Origin of the sequence: Agrobacterium tumefaciens, from assembly GCF_009649785.1 — a bacterium.
GTDB lineage: Bacteria > Pseudomonadota > Alphaproteobacteria > Rhizobiales > Rhizobiaceae > Agrobacterium > Agrobacterium tumefaciens.
This window is the reverse complement of sequence record NZ_WJOK01000020.1, coordinates 12,532-28,408: the sequence shown is the minus strand read 5'-3', so window position 1 is coordinate 28,408 and position 15,877 is coordinate 12,532. Positions and strand designations below refer to the sequence as shown.

Annotated in this window: 16 protein-coding genes and 1 tRNA gene; 8 read left to right on the top strand and 9 right to left on the bottom strand. The window is 58.0% G+C overall.

Features of this window, described 5'->3' with window-relative positions; genetic code table 11:
* Nucleotides 1-4: 4 nt before the first annotated feature.
* The 3 genes from GH784_RS19810 to lipB form a co-directional block, all read right to left on the bottom strand.
* The gene (locus GH784_RS19810) at nucleotides 5-940 is read right to left on the bottom strand and encodes a DMT family transporter (protein ID WP_038491061.1); all 936 of its coding nucleotides are present in this window, start codon (nucleotides 938-940) and stop codon (nucleotides 5-7) included.
* A 75-nt stretch (nucleotides 941-1,015) separates the two neighbouring features.
* Entirely contained in the window at nucleotides 1,016-2,083 is a 1,068-nt protein-coding gene (locus GH784_RS19805; RefSeq protein WP_003515339.1) for an NAD(P)-dependent alcohol dehydrogenase, read from the bottom strand.
* A 69-nt stretch (nucleotides 2,084-2,152) separates the two neighbouring features.
* Complete coding sequence (gene lipB, locus GH784_RS19800; protein WP_065702552.1) at nucleotides 2,153-2,884, bottom strand: lipoyl(octanoyl) transferase LipB; 732 nt, start codon at nucleotides 2,882-2,884, stop codon at nucleotides 2,153-2,155.
* Nucleotides 2,885-3,073: 189 nt separating this feature from the next.
* Here lipB and GH784_RS19795 point away from each other — a divergent pair.
* Nucleotides 3,074-3,158 (top strand) — tRNA-Leu (locus GH784_RS19795).
* A gap of 558 nt (nucleotides 3,159-3,716) precedes the next feature.
* On the top strand, nucleotides 3,717-4,142 hold the full coding sequence (locus tag GH784_RS19790) for a PAS domain-containing protein (RefSeq protein WP_003515332.1): 426 nt from the start codon (nucleotides 3,717-3,719) through the stop codon (nucleotides 4,140-4,142).
* A gap of 77 nt (nucleotides 4,143-4,219) precedes the next feature.
* Here GH784_RS19790 and GH784_RS19785 read toward each other — a convergent pair whose 3' ends face one another.
* The gene (locus GH784_RS19785; protein WP_003502827.1) at nucleotides 4,220-4,387 is read right to left on the bottom strand and encodes a Thivi_2564 family membrane protein; all 168 of its coding nucleotides are present in this window, start codon (nucleotides 4,385-4,387) and stop codon (nucleotides 4,220-4,222) included.
* 121 nt (nucleotides 4,388-4,508) lie between these two features.
* Between GH784_RS19785 and GH784_RS19780 the strand changes: the two genes are divergently transcribed.
* Nucleotides 4,509-4,937: an OsmC family protein gene (locus GH784_RS19780; protein ID WP_003515329.1), complete on the top strand. Its 429-nt coding sequence runs from the start codon at nucleotides 4,509-4,511 to the stop codon at nucleotides 4,935-4,937.
* 3 nt (nucleotides 4,938-4,940) lie between these two features.
* Here the strand turns inward: GH784_RS19780 and GH784_RS19775 are convergent, their stop codons facing one another.
* Genes GH784_RS19775 through GH784_RS19765 form a run of 3 tightly spaced genes read right to left on the bottom strand, consistent with a single transcriptional unit; the run spans nucleotide 4,941 to nucleotide 8,072 of the window.
* A complete protein-coding gene (locus GH784_RS19775; RefSeq protein WP_065702495.1) occupies nucleotides 4,941-5,435 on the bottom strand; it encodes a peptide deformylase in 495 nt (164 codons plus the stop codon).
* A 17-nt stretch (nucleotides 5,436-5,452) separates the two neighbouring features.
* On the bottom strand, nucleotides 5,453-5,755 hold the full coding sequence (locus tag GH784_RS19770; RefSeq protein WP_013636181.1) for a hypothetical protein: 303 nt from the start codon (nucleotides 5,753-5,755) through the stop codon (nucleotides 5,453-5,455).
* Between the two features lie 13 nt (nucleotides 5,756-5,768).
* Nucleotides 5,769-8,072: an FdhF/YdeP family oxidoreductase gene (locus GH784_RS19765; RefSeq protein WP_065702496.1), complete on the bottom strand. Its 2,304-nt coding sequence runs from the start codon at nucleotides 8,070-8,072 to the stop codon at nucleotides 5,769-5,771.
* Between the two features lie 370 nt (nucleotides 8,073-8,442).
* Between GH784_RS19765 and mgtE the strand changes: the two genes are divergently transcribed.
* Entirely contained in the window at nucleotides 8,443-9,870 is a 1,428-nt protein-coding gene (mgtE, locus tag GH784_RS19760) for a magnesium transporter (RefSeq protein ID WP_013636179.1), read from the top strand.
* Between the two features lie 85 nt (nucleotides 9,871-9,955).
* Nucleotides 9,956-10,342: a MerR family transcriptional regulator gene (locus GH784_RS19755; protein ID WP_003515319.1), complete on the top strand. Its 387-nt coding sequence runs from the start codon at nucleotides 9,956-9,958 to the stop codon at nucleotides 10,340-10,342.
* Between the two features lie 159 nt (nucleotides 10,343-10,501).
* On the opposite strand, the gene GH784_RS19750 is transcribed toward GH784_RS19755, so the two are convergent.
* Nucleotides 10,502-11,467 carry a heparan-alpha-glucosaminide N-acetyltransferase gene (locus GH784_RS19750; RefSeq protein WP_065687350.1) on the bottom strand — a complete coding sequence of 322 codons (966 nt, stop codon included), beginning with the start codon at nucleotides 11,465-11,467 and terminating at the stop codon, nucleotides 10,502-10,504.
* Nucleotides 11,468-11,536: 69 nt separating this feature from the next.
* Entirely contained in the window at nucleotides 11,537-12,229 is a 693-nt protein-coding gene (locus GH784_RS19745; RefSeq protein ID WP_013636176.1) for a DUF599 domain-containing protein, read from the bottom strand.
* Nucleotides 12,230-12,735: 506 nt separating this feature from the next.
* Here GH784_RS19745 and cobU point away from each other — a divergent pair.
* From cobU to ccoO, 3 genes are all read left to right on the top strand, one after another.
* A complete protein-coding gene (gene cobU / locus GH784_RS19740) occupies nucleotides 12,736-13,257 on the top strand; it encodes a bifunctional adenosylcobinamide kinase/adenosylcobinamide-phosphate guanylyltransferase (protein WP_065702497.1) in 522 nt (173 codons plus the stop codon).
* Nucleotides 13,258-13,500: 243 nt separating this feature from the next.
* The gene (gene ccoN, locus GH784_RS19735) at nucleotides 13,501-15,123 is read left to right on the top strand and encodes a cytochrome-c oxidase, cbb3-type subunit I (protein ID WP_003515308.1); all 1,623 of its coding nucleotides are present in this window, start codon (nucleotides 13,501-13,503) and stop codon (nucleotides 15,121-15,123) included.
* A 10-nt stretch (nucleotides 15,124-15,133) separates the two neighbouring features.
* A complete protein-coding gene (gene ccoO, locus GH784_RS19730; RefSeq protein ID WP_003515307.1) occupies nucleotides 15,134-15,865 on the top strand; it encodes a cytochrome-c oxidase, cbb3-type subunit II in 732 nt (243 codons plus the stop codon).
* The last annotated feature ends 12 nt before the right edge of the window (nucleotides 15,866-15,877 follow it).

The window sequence follows — 15,877 nt, the reverse complement described above, 5'->3', positions numbered from 1 at the left end:
GGTGTCATTGTCCGTCGAGCGGCGGGTTCGCTTCCGTCTGTACACGCTCGCGCCAGATGATGAAAAGGCCGGATGCAACGATGATAAGGATGCCGAGCCATTTCGATGGCGTCGGAAAATCCGAAAACAGCGCATAACCGAGAACCGTCGCCGAGATGATTTCGAAATACTGGAATGGTGCCAGAAGCGACAGCGGCGCCAGCCTGAAGGCCCTGACGATCAGGAGATGCATATAGCCGGATATCGACCCTAACACGATGAGCAGGGTGAGGGTGAAGCCGGATTGCGGAAGCGAGATCGCGAAATCCTTGTCACCGTAGGCGTCGCCGGCCAGAAGGGCTGCCGCCATGAACACCGTGCCGGCAATGCCGGACATGGTCTGCATGACAAGCGGACTGTCGGCATCGCCGATAGCGCGGTTAAGGAACAGGTAGAGCGTGTAGAGAAATGCGCAGGCGACCGGCAGGAGCGATGTCCAGCCGAAAATCTCAAAACTCGGCTGAATGACGATCAGAGCGCCGCCGAAACCCACCGCAATCGCTGTCCAGCGTTTCCAGCCGACCCTGTCGCCGAGGAAAAGGGCCGACATCATCGTCAGCATGAATGGCTCGACGAAATAGATGGCAAAGACATCGGCGAGTGGCATGTATTTGACGGCGGCGAAGAACATCAGGCTGGCACTGGCATGCAGCACGCCGCGCAGGCAGTTCATCCACGGTCGTCTGGCGCTGAACAGCGCTTTGGGTGAGACCAGCAGCAGCAGGGGCAGGGTGCACAGAAGCTGGAAAAAGAAGCGGTAGAAAGTGACCTGCGCCGGTGACATTCCGCCGCTCACCGCCATGTATTTGGCGATGGCATCCATGACGGGCAGCACGAACATGCAGCCCGCCATGATCATCATGCCCTTGGCGACATCGTTCAAACCGGTCTGGCTGGTCATGGGTAGGGCTGCGCTTTCAACCAAAAGGTCTGACGAGGAAACAGGAGCGCCAGAGGGCGCTCCCCCTCGACGAGGTCAGGCGGCCTTCTGGCGTGGCAGGCTCTTCATATCAATGACGAAGCGATAACGCACATCGCTTTTTATCATGCGTTCATAAGCCTCATTGATCTGATCGATATTGATCATCTCGATTTCGGCGGCGATGCCTTTTTCGGCGCAGAAATCCAGCATTTCCTGGGTTTCGGGAATGCCGCCAATCATCGAGCCGGCGAAGGTCTTGCGGCCGGGGATGAGGCTGAATGCGTGCACCGATAGCGGCTTCTCAGGCGCTCCGACCTGCACCAGTGCGCCATCCCGCTTCAGCAACGCAAGATAGGCGTTGATGTCGTGATCGGCGGCAACCGCGTCGATGATAAGATCGAGGCTGGAAGCCGCTTTCTTCATCTGGTCGGCATCGCGTGAAACGATCACCTCATGGGCACCGAGCTTTTTCGCGTCTTCTGCCTTGCCGGGGGAGGTGGTGATCATCACGACCGTAGCGCCCATGGCATTGGCGATCTTGACTGCCATATGGCCGAGGCCACCGAGACCGACGACGCCGATACGCTTGCCGGGACCTGCATTCCAGTGCCGCAGCGGCGAATAGGTGGTTATGCCGGCGCAGAGCAGGGGTGCTGCGGCTGCTGGATCGAGCCCTTCGGGGATCCGCAGCACATAGCGATCATCGACGACCACATGGGCGGAATAACCACCAAGCGTATGTGCGCCGCCGCCCATGGCCTTGTCAGGCGAGTTATAGGTGCCGGTCATGCCGTTTTCGCAATATTGCTCCAGCCCTTCGGCGCAGCTTGCGCATTCACGGCAGCTGTCGACGATACAGCCGACGCCGACGCGGTCACCCGCCTTGAATTTCGTGACCTGCGCGCCCACCCGACCGACGCGGCCGATGATTTCGTGGCCGGGGACGCAGGGGTAGAGAGAACCCGGCCATTCGCTGCGGGCCGTATGGATATCGGAGTGGCAGACGCCACAGAACTCGATTTCGATTTCGACATCGCGCGGGCCGGGATCGCGACGCTTGATGGTCGCGAGCTTCATCGGCGAAGAACCGTCATCGCAGGCATAGGCTGACGTTGTGAACATTGTCGTTCCTCCTCTTGTGGTGATCGATATTGCATGCACTGGCAGGCGATAAAAAAGTTGCGGCGGGTTTCAGCCGCCGGAGCCGGCTTCGGGCACTGCCGGGCCAAAGACCTCCTCAAAGGCTTCTCGCAGCAGAACATCGACATCGCCGATCATAACCGGCAATCCAAGATCGACAAGGCTGGTCACGCCATAGGCGCTGATGCCGCAGGGAACGATGCCGGAAAAATGCGCGAGGTCGGGATCGACATTGATCGACAGCCCGTGAAAGCTCACCCATTTGCGCAACCGGATGCCGAGCGCGGCGATCTTGTCCTCGGCCATGCTACCATCGGGAAGCAGGGGTTTTTCCGGACGCCTGACCCAGACACCAACCCGGTCTTCGCGCCGTTCGCCATGGACATTCATCTTGTCGAGCGTGCGGATGATGACATTCTCCAGCGCGGCAACATAGGCGCGGACATCCTGGCGCCGGCGTTTCAGGTCGAGCATGACGTAAACGACGCGCTGTCCCGGCCCGTGATAGGTATATTCGCCGCCGCGACCGGTGGCGAAGACCGGAAAACGCTCCGGCTCGATGAGGTCGGCAACATCGGCGCTGGTGCCTGCCGTGTAGAGTGGCGGGTGCTCCAGAAGCCACACGAGTTCGTCGGCCACGCCATTGGCTATGGCGGCAACTTCGCGTTCCATCTCTTCTATTGCCAGTTCGTAAGGCACGAGACCTTCCGAGATTCGCCAGCGAACAGGCGGCGAGCCGGGAACGGGCAGCATATTTGTCTCGATATCCGTGCGTGTGAGCATGAAAAAGTCCTTTCCACAGCCTTCTCGCAAAATGATGAGAAGGCTGCAACCCCAGCATTTCCGGGCTTCCTGCATATAGGGTGGGCCAGGCCGATTTTTAATTTCAAAAAACTGTCACGACGCTCTTGTGCACCCAAAATCCTTTTGCTACATGCACCCCCGTCGGCGCAAGTCGACGCCTACCACGATGCGGTCGTGGCGGAATTGGTAGACGCGCAGCGTTGAGGTCGCTGTGGGGCAACCCGTGGAAGTTCGAGTCTTCTCGACCGCACCAAAGAAACCCGCTTCGGCGGGTTTTTTCTTTTTCTGCCAATTGTTTGGCTTTGCTCCTCCCAAAAAAGAAGAAGCAGTTACGTCGATTAAATACGCCTCGGGCGACTTCGACTTGTTTCGTCTCGGCAGCCCGGGCTGTAAAATTTCAGGGCGTCAGACTATCGATCTTGCCGCCATTCGGATGAGATGTTTGCGGCTTAGCGTCTCCCCGCGCGATTGCCGTCACCGACCCGGTAGGGGTCGCCATCCATGACCTGGTCCATCCGCCATTCGTTTCCGCGATAAGGGCTTTGCCACGTCTGGCAGCCAGCTAGAAAGACAGTTGCCGACAGCAACCCAAAAGTAAGAGCGGTTCGCAGCATATGAGCATCCTTCGACATTTCATCTTGCAGTCATGTAGGTGCAAGCGGTTGGCTTTGCGACGCTTTTTTTTGAAATTGTCGTGCTTTCGAAACCGGCATCCGGATCAGGCGCCATTAAATTTCGGTGGATATCGATACACGTTGTAGTAGCCGGTTAAATACCCCCTCAAAACAAGGGGTGGAATATTAGAGGTCTGATGTTAGCGTTTGTCAGAAAAAAAGGTCTGGAGGTTTTCGTGCAGGGGGACAAGGCGGATTCAGACAATGCGCTCGGCTATTATATGTGGAGCATTTCCGACAATAGGTTGATCATGGACACCGTCACTGCGGAGTGTCATGGCTTTTCCGAAGCGGTGGCATCGCGAGGTGTGTCGATTGAGGATATTCTCGAAAGAATAGATGTGGAAATGCGCGATCAGGTGGCGCGGGCAATTTTCGAAAGCATCACTACCGGCGTGTTTTTCGACCAGCGTTACAAGGTGCATCTGCCAGATGGTTCCATCCGCTGGATCGTGGCGAAGGGCAGGGCGATTTTCGATGCTGAAAATACGCCGTTTCTTGGTCTCGGCAGCGTTCGCGATATCACTCTCAAAAAAACCTACCAGTTCGAGCCGCGCCAATAGCTATCGAGTGTCATGAAAAATGGCGCAAAAAAGAGGCGGCTTTCGCCGCCTTTTTCTGTTCGCACGCTACCGGGATATCAGAAGACGGCGAGATATTTCAGCAGCGAAATAATGCCGATGATGATGACGATGACTTGCGCGATCTGTTTCGCGCCGCCGCCGACGGGCAGTCGTGCGATGAGCCACAAGACGAGCACGATCACCAGGAAGGTGATCAGAATGCTGACGAGCGTAGATGTAACCATAGGTCCCAGCTCCCTGTATAATAAAGGTTCAACGGTCGTTCACCGTTGTGTGAGTAAAAAGCGCCAGACAGGTTTTGGTTCCATGCGATTGGTTGCACGCGATTAAATTAGGAATATTAGAATGATAGATGGTGGAAAGGTGAAGTTAAGGCCGGTTGGCGCCACCGCCAAGGTCGGGCGGCTTGGTCGCCCACTGATTTCGACAGTGACCGGCGGCGCCCTGGAAATTGTTACGGGTGTCTCTGAGCCGGGCTTCAATCCGATCGACCTCCTTTATTCGTCGCTTGCGGCATGCCTGGCGCTCAGCGCCCGCATTGCGGCGAGCCGCATGGGGTTGCTGGACGGCTTCGAGAGCGTGCTCGTTGACGTTTCCGGTGAGAAATCCGCGCAGGAGCCCTATCGCATCATCCGTTTCGATATCAGGATGGAGATTGCCGGGAGTTTCGATGAGGCGACGCGCGCCGCAATTGCCCATGCGGCCGAAGATATCTGCACCGTCAGCAACACTTTGAAGGGCGACGCGGACTTTGCTCTTTCGATCGCTAGCTGATCGTCACGGCTTTCGGGATTTTTCCCATTTCTTCACAAGCCGGTCGCGTTTCAGCTTCGACAGGCGCTTCAGCCAGAACACACCATCCAGCTGGTCGATCTCGTGCTGGATGCAGATGGCGTGAAATCCCTTGGCGCTCTCTCGATGTTCCACGCCCGCTACGTCCTGAAACCTCACCTCGACCTCAGACGGACGTTCCACCTCCTCGGTGAAGCCCGGCATTGAGACGCTGCCTTCCACATGCCGCATGGTCTGCGCGGAGTGACTGACGATTTCGGGATTGATGTATGTCAACACGGTTCCCGGCGTCAGCTCAAGCACGAAGACGCGCTGTTTTACACCGATGTGAGCCGCGGTGATGCCGACGCCGGGGGCGGCGCGCATGGTGTCGATCAGGTCCGTGACCAGATTTTGCAGGTGGTCGTCAAAAACAGTGACCGGCGCGCAAATCTCGGAAAGGCCGGCATGGGGGTAGGACAGGATCGGCCTGATTGCCAAGGAATGCTCCGTTCGTTTCAGGTTTGAGAGGATAGCGCGGCGAGCGCCTGTCCTTCCGCTGTGACCTCCAGCCAACTGCGCTGGGTGCGGGCGTCGCGTTTCGTCACCCGCACAAAGCGCGGTGACAGGGCGGAGATTTCGCGCAGGACGAGGGCATGCGCAAGTCCCAGCCGATTGGCGATGCTGCGGCTGTCGGTGGCGATATCCATATTGATGGCAAGAAGGATCGCCGCGCACGTGGCCGAAAGCGCCTGCGACGATCCTTGCACGATCTGCTCCACCGCTGCCATGAAAGCCGCTGCAGATTGTTCCTCACCCATCAAGCCATCCTGTTCAAGAGGCGGAACCGGCAAGCAGGCGGAAGGAGACGAGTACCGATTTCGACGTTGGCGTGAAGCTGCCTTCGCCATAGCTTGACAGCGGCACCAGCACGTTCAGTTCGGGATAATATCCGCCGACACTGCCGCGCGGAATATTGTAGGGGACCAACCGGAAATTTTGGGCGATCCGCTCCACGCCATCGCCATATTCGCCGATGACATCGACCCGCTGGCGGGAGTGGGCGCCCAGCGCCTCCATATCCGCAGGATTCATGAAGATGACCTGGCGTTCGCCATAAACGCCGCGATAACGGTCGTCCATGCCGTAAATCGTGGTGTTGTATTGGTCGTGGCTGCGGAATGTCTGCAGCACGAAAAGATTGTCGCCCGTGAGCGCCTGCTGATGCTCAGTCTGTTCGGGAAGCGGGCCGCTATAAAAGACGGCCTTTTTTGCCGGCGTGTTCCATTCCCGTTCGGAGGCCGTGTTGCGCAGGCGAAAACCGCGCGGCACGCGGACGCGTTCGTTGAAATTGTCGAAACAGGGGATGACCCGCTCGATCATGTCTCGGATGAGATCGTAATCCTCGGCAAGCGCTTTCCAGTCGACCTGCGCATTGCCAAGGGTCGCTTGCGCAATGCCGGCAACGATGGCGACTTCGGAGCGTAGTTCCTCCGAGGCAGGCGGATTGATGCCGCCGGAACCATGCACCATGCTCATGGAATCCTCGACCGTGACGATCTGCGGCTTGCCCGCAGAATTACGGTCGATTTCCGTTCGGCCAAGGCAGGGCAGCACGAAGGAGATTTCGCCCGGCACCAGATGCGAATGGTTGAGCTTGGTGGCGATATTGACCGTCAGTTTCTGATTTTCAAAAGCCTTGACGATCAGCGGACTGTCGGGCGTTGCCCGCATGAAGTTGCCGCCGAGCGCGATGAAGGTTTGCGCCTCGCCAGCCAGCATGGCGGCTACTGCTTCGACGGTGTTGTGGCCGGGTTTGCGCGGCATGGCGACGCCGAGTTCTTTTTCCAGTGCGTCTAGCAGCGCCGGCGGCGCTTTTTCATCGATACCGACCGTGCGATCACCCTGAACGTTGGAATGGCCGCGTACCGGGCAAAGACCGGCACCGGGGCGGCCGATATTGCCGCGCAGCAACATGAAGTTGGTGATTTCGCGAACCATGATGACAGAGTGGCGATGCTGGGTGACGCCCATGGCCCAGGTGGCGATGACGGAGCCGGCATTCATGTAGATGCAGGCGGCTTCTTCGATTTCTGCGCGGGTGAGGCCGGACTGGTCGAGAATGCTTTCCCAGCTGGTTGCCTCGACGGCATCACGATAAGCCTCGAACTCGACCGCATGTTCGGCGATGAAGTCGTAATCGATGATGGCAGATTCTCCGGCAGTCCTTGCGGCGTCGTCGGCTGCAAAGATCGCCTTGCTCATGCCGCGCACCACCGCCATGTCGCCGCCTTGCCGGGGCTGGTAATAATTCGTGGCGATCTTGGTGTTGCCGCCGGTGATCATCTCGATCTTGTCCTGCGGATCGGCGAAGCGCTCCAGACCCTTTTCCTTGATCGGATTGAGGACGACGATTTTCGCGCCGCGAAGCGCTGCCCGGCGCAGGTCGCCCAGCATGCGCGGGTGGTTCGTGCCGGGATTTTGGCCGATTACGAAGATCGCGTCTGCCTGCTCGAAGTCTTCCAGGAGCACCGTGCCCTTGCCGACGCCGATCGAGGCTTTCAGGCCGACACCGCTTGCCTCGTGGCACATGTTGGAGCAGTCGGGAAAATTGTTCGTGCCGTAAAGCCGAACCATCAATTGATAGATGAAGGCTGCCTCGTTGGAGGCGCGGCCGGATGTGTAGAATTCCGCCCGGTCCGGGCTGTCGAGGCTATTGAGAACGCCGCCGATTTCGGCAAAGGCGTCGTCCCAGGAGACCGGCAGATATTTGTCGCTCGCCCGGTCGTAACGCATCGGGTGGGTGAGGCGGCCCTGTTTTTCCAGATCGTAGTCAGACCAGCCGCGCAGTTCGGAGACGGTGCGGGTAGCGAAAAAATCCGGCGGTACCCGGGCTTCCGTTGCTTCCCAAGCGACCGCCTTGACGCCGTTTTCGCAGAATTCGAAGGAAGAGCCATGCTCCGGATCGCCCCATGCGCAGCCCGGGCAATCGAATCCATCCGGCTGGTTTGCCTTCAGCAGCGTGCGTGCGCCGGAAATCGGCGCGCCGGATTCCATCAGCCGTTTGCCAACGCTTTTAAGCGCGCCCCAGCCACCTGCGGCGGCGGAAGCCTTGCCGATGAAATCTGTCTTGCTCATTGTCGTGATTTTCCTGAAATTTTCCTGGCCGCCCAGGGATACTTACCGTTTGGCAACGGCCAATCATATATAAAAAAAGCTCTTTCAGAATCGTCTATGGGCGACATATGTCAATCTCTATCTTACCGGTTCCGACGGAACGGCAAGGGCGTTCCGGACGTTGTGCGGATTGAGGTGCACTGCCTGCCGCTGCATCATCATGGAGTGCTGCGCTCTTCGATCATGGTCTTGCGAAAGGGCGCTCCATGCCATTTTCGTCGCAGTTCCGAAGCCCGTTGTTTTTCACCTATCCGGTTGTTGACAATATACTTTTTAACGCCATTCTGCCTGCAAATTCGTGCACTGCGGCATTTAAAGAAGGGGACGCCAGATGACAGACCGTGACGACGATCTTCTCGCGCCCGAAGAGTTGAAACCGACAGAGGCACCCTCCGATATCTACGCCGAGGACGGCTCTGTCCGCTCTGACTTTCTGGCGATGGTGGGGGCAGCGATTGCCGACCGCGATCTGCTTTTCCTGCGCAAGAATGTGGCGCGGCTGCATGAGTCTGAACTCGGCGACGTGCTGGAGTCCATCATGCCGGAGCAGCGCCACGCGCTCGTGCGGTTGCTGGGTTCCGATTTTGACATGACGGCGCTGACCGAGGTGGATGAAGGCATCCGTCTCGATATCGTCGACCAGATGTCGAATGAGCAGATCGCTGCCGGTATTGGCGAGCTGGATTCGGACGACGCTGTCTACATTCTCGAGGATCTCGACGACGAGGACCGCGAGGACATCCTCTCGCAACTTCCGTTCACCGAACGGGTGCGACTGATGCGGGCGCTGGATTATCCGGAAAGCTCTGCCGGCCGTCGCATGCAGACGGAATTCGTTGCCGTGCCGCCGTTCTGGACCGTGGGACAGACCATTGATTACCTGCGTGAGGAGGAGGAGTTACCGGATTCCTTCACGCAGATCTTCGTCATCGACCCCACGTTCAAGCTTGTCGGCGCTCTCGATCTCGACAAGGTGCTGCGCGCCAAGCGTCAGGTGAAGATCGAAACGATCATGCACGAGACCAACCACTCCATTCCGGCCGAAATGGACCAGGAAGAAGCGGCGCAACTTTTCGAACAATACGACCTTCTATCCGCCGCCGTGGTGGACAATAACGGCCGTCTGGTTGGCGTGCTCACCATCGATGACGTGGTCGACGTCATTCAGGAAGAAGCCGAAGAGGATTTGCTGCGCCTTGGCGGTGTGGGCGACGAAGAACTGTCTGACAGCATCACCAGCACCTCGCGCTCGCGTGTGCCGTGGCTTGCGGTCAACCTCCTTACTGCCTTTCTGTCTGCCTCCGTCATCAGCCTTTTCGATGCGACGATCCAGCAAATCATTGCGCTGGCGATTTTGATGCCGACGGTTGCCGGGATGGGCGGCAATGCCGGATCGCAGACCATGACCGTGTCCGTGCGGGCGCTGGCTACCAAAAGCCTAGATATTCACAACGCTGCCCGCATTATCAGGCGTGAAGCGGGCGTTGGCATCCTGAACGGGTTGTTGTTCGGCTGTGCCATCGGCATCGTTGCAGGCGTGTGGTTCCAGGATGTCCATATCGGCGGCATCATTGCTGCCGCCATGTGTCTCAACATGCTGGCGGCGGCGCTGGCAGGCATTCTCATTCCGCTGGTTCTCGACAGGTTCGGGGCAGACCCCGCCGTTTCCTCTGCTGTCTTCGTGACGGCGGTAACGGACATTGTCGGCTTTTTTTCGTTTCTGGGCATCGCTACCTGGTGGTACGGTATTTCGGGATAGGCCAGAACAGGCGAAAGCGGCAGGAAAAATTGACTTTTACGTGAAGGTCAAATAATAATTGTCCGGTTATGAATCGGATAGGCCCTTGGACAAGTATTATAGCATAACCGAACTGACGCGCGAATTCGGTGTTTCCACCCGCACCTTGCGATTTTACGAGGATGAGGGCCTCATTCACCCTGAGCGACGCGGGCGTACGAGGCTTTTCAGGTCTGCGGATCGACGTCTCATTCAGGAAATCCTGCGCGGCCGCCGTATCGGTTTCACGATCGCAGAAATTCGCGAGATCATTCACGTCTACAAGGAGCCGCCGGGCGAATCAGGCCAGCTTGTGCTTCTGATGAAGAAGGTCGATGAGAAGCGCGCCGATCTCAGGCAAAAGCGCAAGGACATCGAAGAGACGCTGGCCGAGCTCGACAATGTCGAAGAGGCCTGCCTGACGCGCCTTGCCGAAATCGGCGTAGGGACCTGATGCAGGTTTCCCGCCGTCGCGCTTGACGTGATGGCCCTGGATTTCCCGCGGAGAAGAAAACCTCTCACTCCGTCATGCTTTTGATTTTACGCGACGTGGATAGATCCTCGGGTCAAGCCCGAGAATGACGCCGAGCGTAGATTGGGCGTGTGTCGTTCTTTACTGCGCCTCAACCGTGCACTGTTGCGCCACGTCGCTGACCTTCGTCTGCTGCTCCGCACTGAGCTTGCCTTCCATCATGATGTCAAACAGGCTTTCCGCTTGCAGCTTTTCAAGCGTGCAGCCGCAGAAACGTTGGCATAATTCCTGGCCGTTAGCCTGCTGGACGCAGCTTTTTTCACAGCTCGATTTGTAAAGCTCCACTTGGTCGACAGGAGGAGGCGGTGCCACAAGTGATACCGCATAAACGAGGCCAATCAGCGCCGGCTGATGAATGAGGTAAAAGGCAAGGCTGTGACGGCCCGCTGTTGCTATCAGATTGCGGGGGGAGCTTGGGTTGCGAAAACGGTCCAGCCAGCTGCGCGGTGTGACGAATTGCGAAACCGCAAGTCCGGCAAGAAAGGGCGCGAGCCACGGCAAGAGCGGCACATAATCGTTCGAGCGCGGCGGCATGGTGGAGAAACCGACCCATGCCAGCCATTTGCTGTTGAAAAAATCCGACTGGACGTATTGCGGCAGCGCAAAGGCAAGAGCCGCGAAAAGCAGCGTTACCAGCGGGGGTGCCCGCAGGAACAGCAGCCCGACAAGGCTTGCAGCGGCTATGTTGTGCAGGATTCCGAAAAAGATGAAGCTATCCGGAAAGGCGACATAGGTAGCGATGGTGATGAGCAGCGCCGAGCCCGCCACCATTGCAAAACGCTTGCCGAAGGACGGCCAGTTTATGGCTTTGCCATGGGCGAGAAACAGGCTGAAACCGGCGAGGAACAGGAACGAGCTGGCAATGGCGCGCGCATAAAGCTTCCACAGGCCGGTGGTTGCCGTACCCGGCTCCAGATAGCCGAAATACTCCAGATTCCATGTGAAGTGGTAAGACGCCATGGCGATGAGCGCCAGCCCGCGCAGTGTATCGAGACTGCCCATGCGGCCCTTGCGGCGGGTGTCGATTGCAGCTGTTTCTGTTTCCATAATTCCCGCTGTTTCAGCTGTCTGAAGCCGTTGTCTACTCAAAGGCTTGGCCCGTGAAGTAAGGCTATTTCAAGGCCCGGGCCTGTCCATGATGGCGCGGCGGGCCTCGGAGAAGAACTGGCGGCGCAACAGCGCCACTATGATGATGACCGTGCTTGCGATGAAGACATAGGGGCTGATGAACCAGCCGAGATAACCGATCGACAGGAAGATCGTCCGCAGCCCATCATTGAAGTTCTTAGCAGCGATGATGTTCATCTTTATGACGTTTTCAGCGGCACGCTCGGCAGCGTCGCGATCCGCGTTGACATCATGGACCATGGGTATGGCGCCGAACAGGATCGTGCAATAATTGAACAGGCGGTAGGACCAGCCGAACTTGAAAAACGAGTAGCCGAAAAGGCAGGTTAGCCCCATGACCTTCAGTTCGAAGGCCGTGCGCCCGGCATACTGCACGAAGGGCAGGTCGCGAAACACGGTTTCGACCCGATCTGTCGCCCCCAGAAGAGCAAAGCAGCCGCCGATGGCAAAGATCGAGGTAGACGCGAAAAAAGCGGTACCATTCTGCAAACCCGCCATGATCTGCGTGTCGATCATCTTCAAGTCGCGTTTGAGAGAATTGTAAATCCAGTCGCGCCGGCGCTCCGCCATCGCCTGATTGAGGCTGGTTCGCGAAAACAGCGTCGTTCCCGTCGTGAGGTGGGTATAGGTGGCCCATAACACGATAAAAACGACGATCGAGATATAGTCCATGACGGTCATCACGGGCAGGTCACCTTGCTGTTTGCGAATCTTCGCGGCCATATTGATTTGAAGGCCATGGCAAGGCAATGGCAGCGGCCTCCATGGGCGAACATTCTCCCGCCGCGTTGCAGCTTCGTCATTTCGTTTTCTGCTAACGTTCCGGTAACCAAGTGGCTTTATCAATCCCGTCGCGGACGGAAAGGTCTGCCGGTTCCGGGTCAAGGTTTTGCGTACCGGTTCCGCTTGATTTTTCGTAGACACCGCTCGCCGATTGACAGAATGACCGTTCGCACCTAGCTTTTTGTCAGGACCGGTGTTTCCGGCATCCGGAGTTGCCAAGGCTGTCATATGTCCCGCATCGTGCGGACAGGTTTTGTCGTCTCCGACCCGGTATCATCGGCAGTCCGGCATGAGTAACCGGGGGACGCCTTTTTCTACGAATCGTTCCCTTCATGTACGGTTGTCTCTGGCTTGCGACACCGCAATGATGCCGGTCCGTCTTATTCTCTTCTTCCAGGTTCTTCATGACAGATAAAAACCGCTCCGTTTTCATTCTAGGCGGCGCGCGCTCCGGCAAGTCCCGTTTTGCCGAGGACCTTGCGGGCAAAGCCAACGGGCGCCTGCATTATCTGGCCACCGGCCGGGCATGGGATGACGAGATGCGCGATCGCATCGACCATCATCAGGCCCGGCGCGGCGAGGAGTGGACGACACACGAGGCGCCCGTTGATATCGCTGCCGTGCTCGCATGGCTGGATGCGCCGGACAATGTCATCCTGATCGACTGCCTGACATTGTGGCTCACCAATCTTATGATGGAGAACGCCGATATCGAGACGGCGTTCGCCACGCTGGCAGCGGCAATCGCTTCCACCAAGGCGAAACTGATTCTCGTCTCTAACGAGGTTGGCCTTGGCATCGTGCCGGAAAACCGCATGGCGCGCGAATTCCGCGATCACGCCGGAAGGTTACACCAGCGCGTCGCGGCCATCGTCGATGAAGTCTATTTCGTCGCAGCCGGGCTGCCGCTGAAAATGAAGGGCTGACGCAAGCCCTATAAAGCCGGTGTCGCGCGTCGGCGTCCGTTCTTTCAGTTTCTATGTACTTCTTATCGCCAAATCCCGGCTCGGTTTTGCCGGTGCTGCGACAGCTTCTCTTTCTTGATCTGGATCAAGGTGGCTTCCCCACGCCGGTGGCAATGCTCCAACCGACGCAAAGGCCCGTTTCCGCTTCGTAAAGCGCGCGCCAAGCCTTTCGTCGGTCTGCTTGCACGTTGGGGGAAACCAACAATGAATTACACGTTAGAAACCGCGATCGTGGCCCTTGGGGCTTTTCTCGCGCTGCTCGGGGCTGCTTTCGCTCACGACAGTCTTTTCGCCGCCCATATGTGGGTGCTGTTCTTTACGCTTCTGGTCAGCACGGTGCTTCTGCTGCGCCGTGTTTCTTTCGCGCCTGTCGATCAGGCCGCGCGCGCCCGGCTGAAATCCGAATATTTCGATGAGGTCGTGAAATACGGCGTCGTCGCTACCGTGTTCTGGGGCGTGGTCGGGTTTCTGGTCGGGGTCGTGGTGGCGCTTCAGCTTGCCTTTCCCGATCTCAACATCGCGCCCTATTTCAATTTCGGCCGGATGCGGCCGCTGCACACCTCCGCGGTGATCTTCGCTTTCGGGGGAAATGCGCTGATTGCCACGTCATTTTACGTGGTGCAGAGAACCTGTCGCGCACGCCTGTTCGGCGGCAATCTCGGCTGGTTCGTGTTCTGGGGCTACAACCTCTTCATCGTCATGGCTGCCACTGGCTATCTGCTTGGTATCACGCAGGGCCGTGAGTATGCCGAGCCGGAATGGTATGTCGATATCTGGCTGACGATCGTCTGGGTCGCCTATCTCCTTGCATTTCTCGGCACGATCCTGACGCGCAAGGAGCCGCATATCTATGTGGCAAACTGGTTCTATCTGAGCTTCATCGTGACGATCGCCATGCTTCATATCGTCAACAACCTCGCCATTCCGGTGTCGTTCCTCGGCGTCAAGAGCTACTCCGCTTTCTCGGGCGTGCAGGATGCGCTGACGCAATGGTGGTACGGCCATAACGCCGTCGGCTTTTTCCTCACCGCCGGCTTCCTCGGCATGATGTATTATTTCATTCCCAAGCAGGTGAACCGCCCGGTCTATTCCTACCGCCTGTCGATCATCCACTTCTGGGCTTTGATCTTCATGTATATCTGGGCCGGTCCGCACCATCTGCACTATACGGCGTTGCCGGACTGGGCGCAGACGCTCGGCATGGTGTTCTCGATCATGCTGTGGATGCCGTCGTGGGGCGGCATGATCAACGGCCTGATGACGCTTTCGGGCGCCTGGGACAAGATCCGCACCGATCCCATCGTGCGTATGATGGTGATGGCGGTGGCCTTCTACGGCATGGCGACCTTCGAAGGTCCGATGATGTCGATCAAGGCCGTCAACTCGCTCAGTCACTATACCGACTGGACCATCGGCCACGTGCATTCCGGCGCTCTCGGCTGGAACGGCATGATCACCTTCGGTGCCATCTATTATCTGACACCGAAACTGTGGGGCAGGGATCGTCTCTACAGCCTGCAACTGGTCAACTGGCACTTCTGGCTCGCCACGATCGGCATCGTCATCTACGCCGCTGTGATGTGGGTGGCCGGCATCCAGCAGGCCTTGATGTGGCGCGAATACGATACGCAGGGTTTCCTCGTCTATTCCTTCGCGGAATCGGTCGCAGCGCTGTTCCCCTATTACGTGATGCGTGCGCTGGGTGGCCTGATGTTCCTCAGTGGCGCGCTGATCATGGCCTACAACGTCACGATGACCATCCTCGGTCGTCAACGCGAGGAGGGCGTCCGCAATGACGCCGCACCTTCGCTGCAGCCCGCTGAATAAGGAGAGGCCGATGTCCATACTCGACAAACACGGCGTCATCGAACGCAACGCCACACTGCTTTTGGTCGGCTCGCTGCTCGTCGTCTCAATCGGCGGTATTGTGGAAATCGCGCCGCTTTTCTATCTCGAAAACACCATCGAGAAGGTGGAGGGCATGCGGCCCTACTCGCCGCTCGAACTGGCCGGGCGCAACATCTACATCCGCGAGGGATGTTATGTCTGCCACAGCCAGATGATCCGGCCGTTCCGCGACGAGGTGGAGCGTTACGGGCATTACAGCCTGGCGGCGGAATCCATGTACGACCACCCGTTCCAGTGGGGTTCCAAGCGCACGGGGCCGGACCTCGCACGCGTAGGCGACCGCTATTCGAATGAATGGCACGTGCAGCATCTGGCCGATCCGCGCTCCGTCGTGCCGGAATCGATCATGCCGTCCTACGCGTTCCTCAAAACCACGCCGTTGAAGATTACGGATATCTCGATGGAGCTGAAGGCTAACCGCGCCGTTGGCGTGCCCTATAGCGACGAGATGATCGAGAAATCAGCGGCTGATCTTCACGCGCAGGCCGATCCGAACGCCGATACGACCGAGCTTCTGGCGCGCTATCCGAAGGCGAAAGTCGGCGATTTCGATGGCGATCCAGCCAAGCTTACCGAAATGGATGCGCTGGTTGCCTATTTGCAGATGCTCGGCACGCTGGTCGATTTCTCGACCTATGACGATGCCGCCGGATATCGGTGAGGAGGCGATACG

What these genes read in the sequence shown, in the direction of transcription:
- mgtE (WP_013636179.1), top strand. Translation starts at nt 8,443, where the DNA reads ATGACAGACCGTGACGACGATCTTCTCGCGCCCGAAGAGTTGAAACCG.
- ccoN (WP_003515308.1), top strand. Translation starts at nt 13,501, where the DNA reads ATGAATTACACGTTAGAAACCGCGATCGTGGCCCTTGGGGCTTTTCTC.
- GH784_RS19770 (WP_013636181.1), bottom strand. Translation starts at nt 5,755, where the DNA reads ATGGGTGAGGAACAATCTGCAGCGGCTTTCATGGCAGCGGTGGAGCAG.
- GH784_RS19750 (WP_065687350.1), bottom strand. Translation starts at nt 11,467, where the DNA reads ATGGAAACAGAAACAGCTGCAATCGACACCCGCCGCAAGGGCCGCATG.
- GH784_RS19785 (WP_003502827.1), bottom strand. Translation starts at nt 4,387, where the DNA reads ATGGTTACATCTACGCTCGTCAGCATTCTGATCACCTTCCTGGTGATC.
- GH784_RS19765 (WP_065702496.1), bottom strand. Translation starts at nt 8,072, where the DNA reads ATGAGCAAGACAGATTTCATCGGCAAGGCTTCCGCCGCCGCAGGTGGC.
- GH784_RS19805 (WP_003515339.1), bottom strand. Translation starts at nt 2,083, where the DNA reads ATGTTCACAACGTCAGCCTATGCCTGCGATGACGGTTCTTCGCCGATG.
- GH784_RS19780 (WP_003515329.1), top strand. Translation starts at nt 4,509, where the DNA reads ATGATAGATGGTGGAAAGGTGAAGTTAAGGCCGGTTGGCGCCACCGCC.
- GH784_RS19745 (WP_013636176.1), bottom strand. Translation starts at nt 12,229, where the DNA reads ATGACCGTCATGGACTATATCTCGATCGTCGTTTTTATCGTGTTATGG.
- lipB (WP_065702552.1), bottom strand. Translation starts at nt 2,884, where the DNA reads ATGCTCACACGCACGGATATCGAGACAAATATGCTGCCCGTTCCCGGC.
- cobU (WP_065702497.1), top strand. Translation starts at nt 12,736, where the DNA reads ATGACAGATAAAAACCGCTCCGTTTTCATTCTAGGCGGCGCGCGCTCC.
- GH784_RS19790 (WP_003515332.1), top strand. Translation starts at nt 3,717, where the DNA reads ATGTTAGCGTTTGTCAGAAAAAAAGGTCTGGAGGTTTTCGTGCAGGGG.
- GH784_RS19810 (WP_038491061.1), bottom strand. Translation starts at nt 940, where the DNA reads ATGACCAGCCAGACCGGTTTGAACGATGTCGCCAAGGGCATGATGATC.
- ccoO (WP_003515307.1), top strand. Translation starts at nt 15,134, where the DNA reads ATGTCCATACTCGACAAACACGGCGTCATCGAACGCAACGCCACACTG.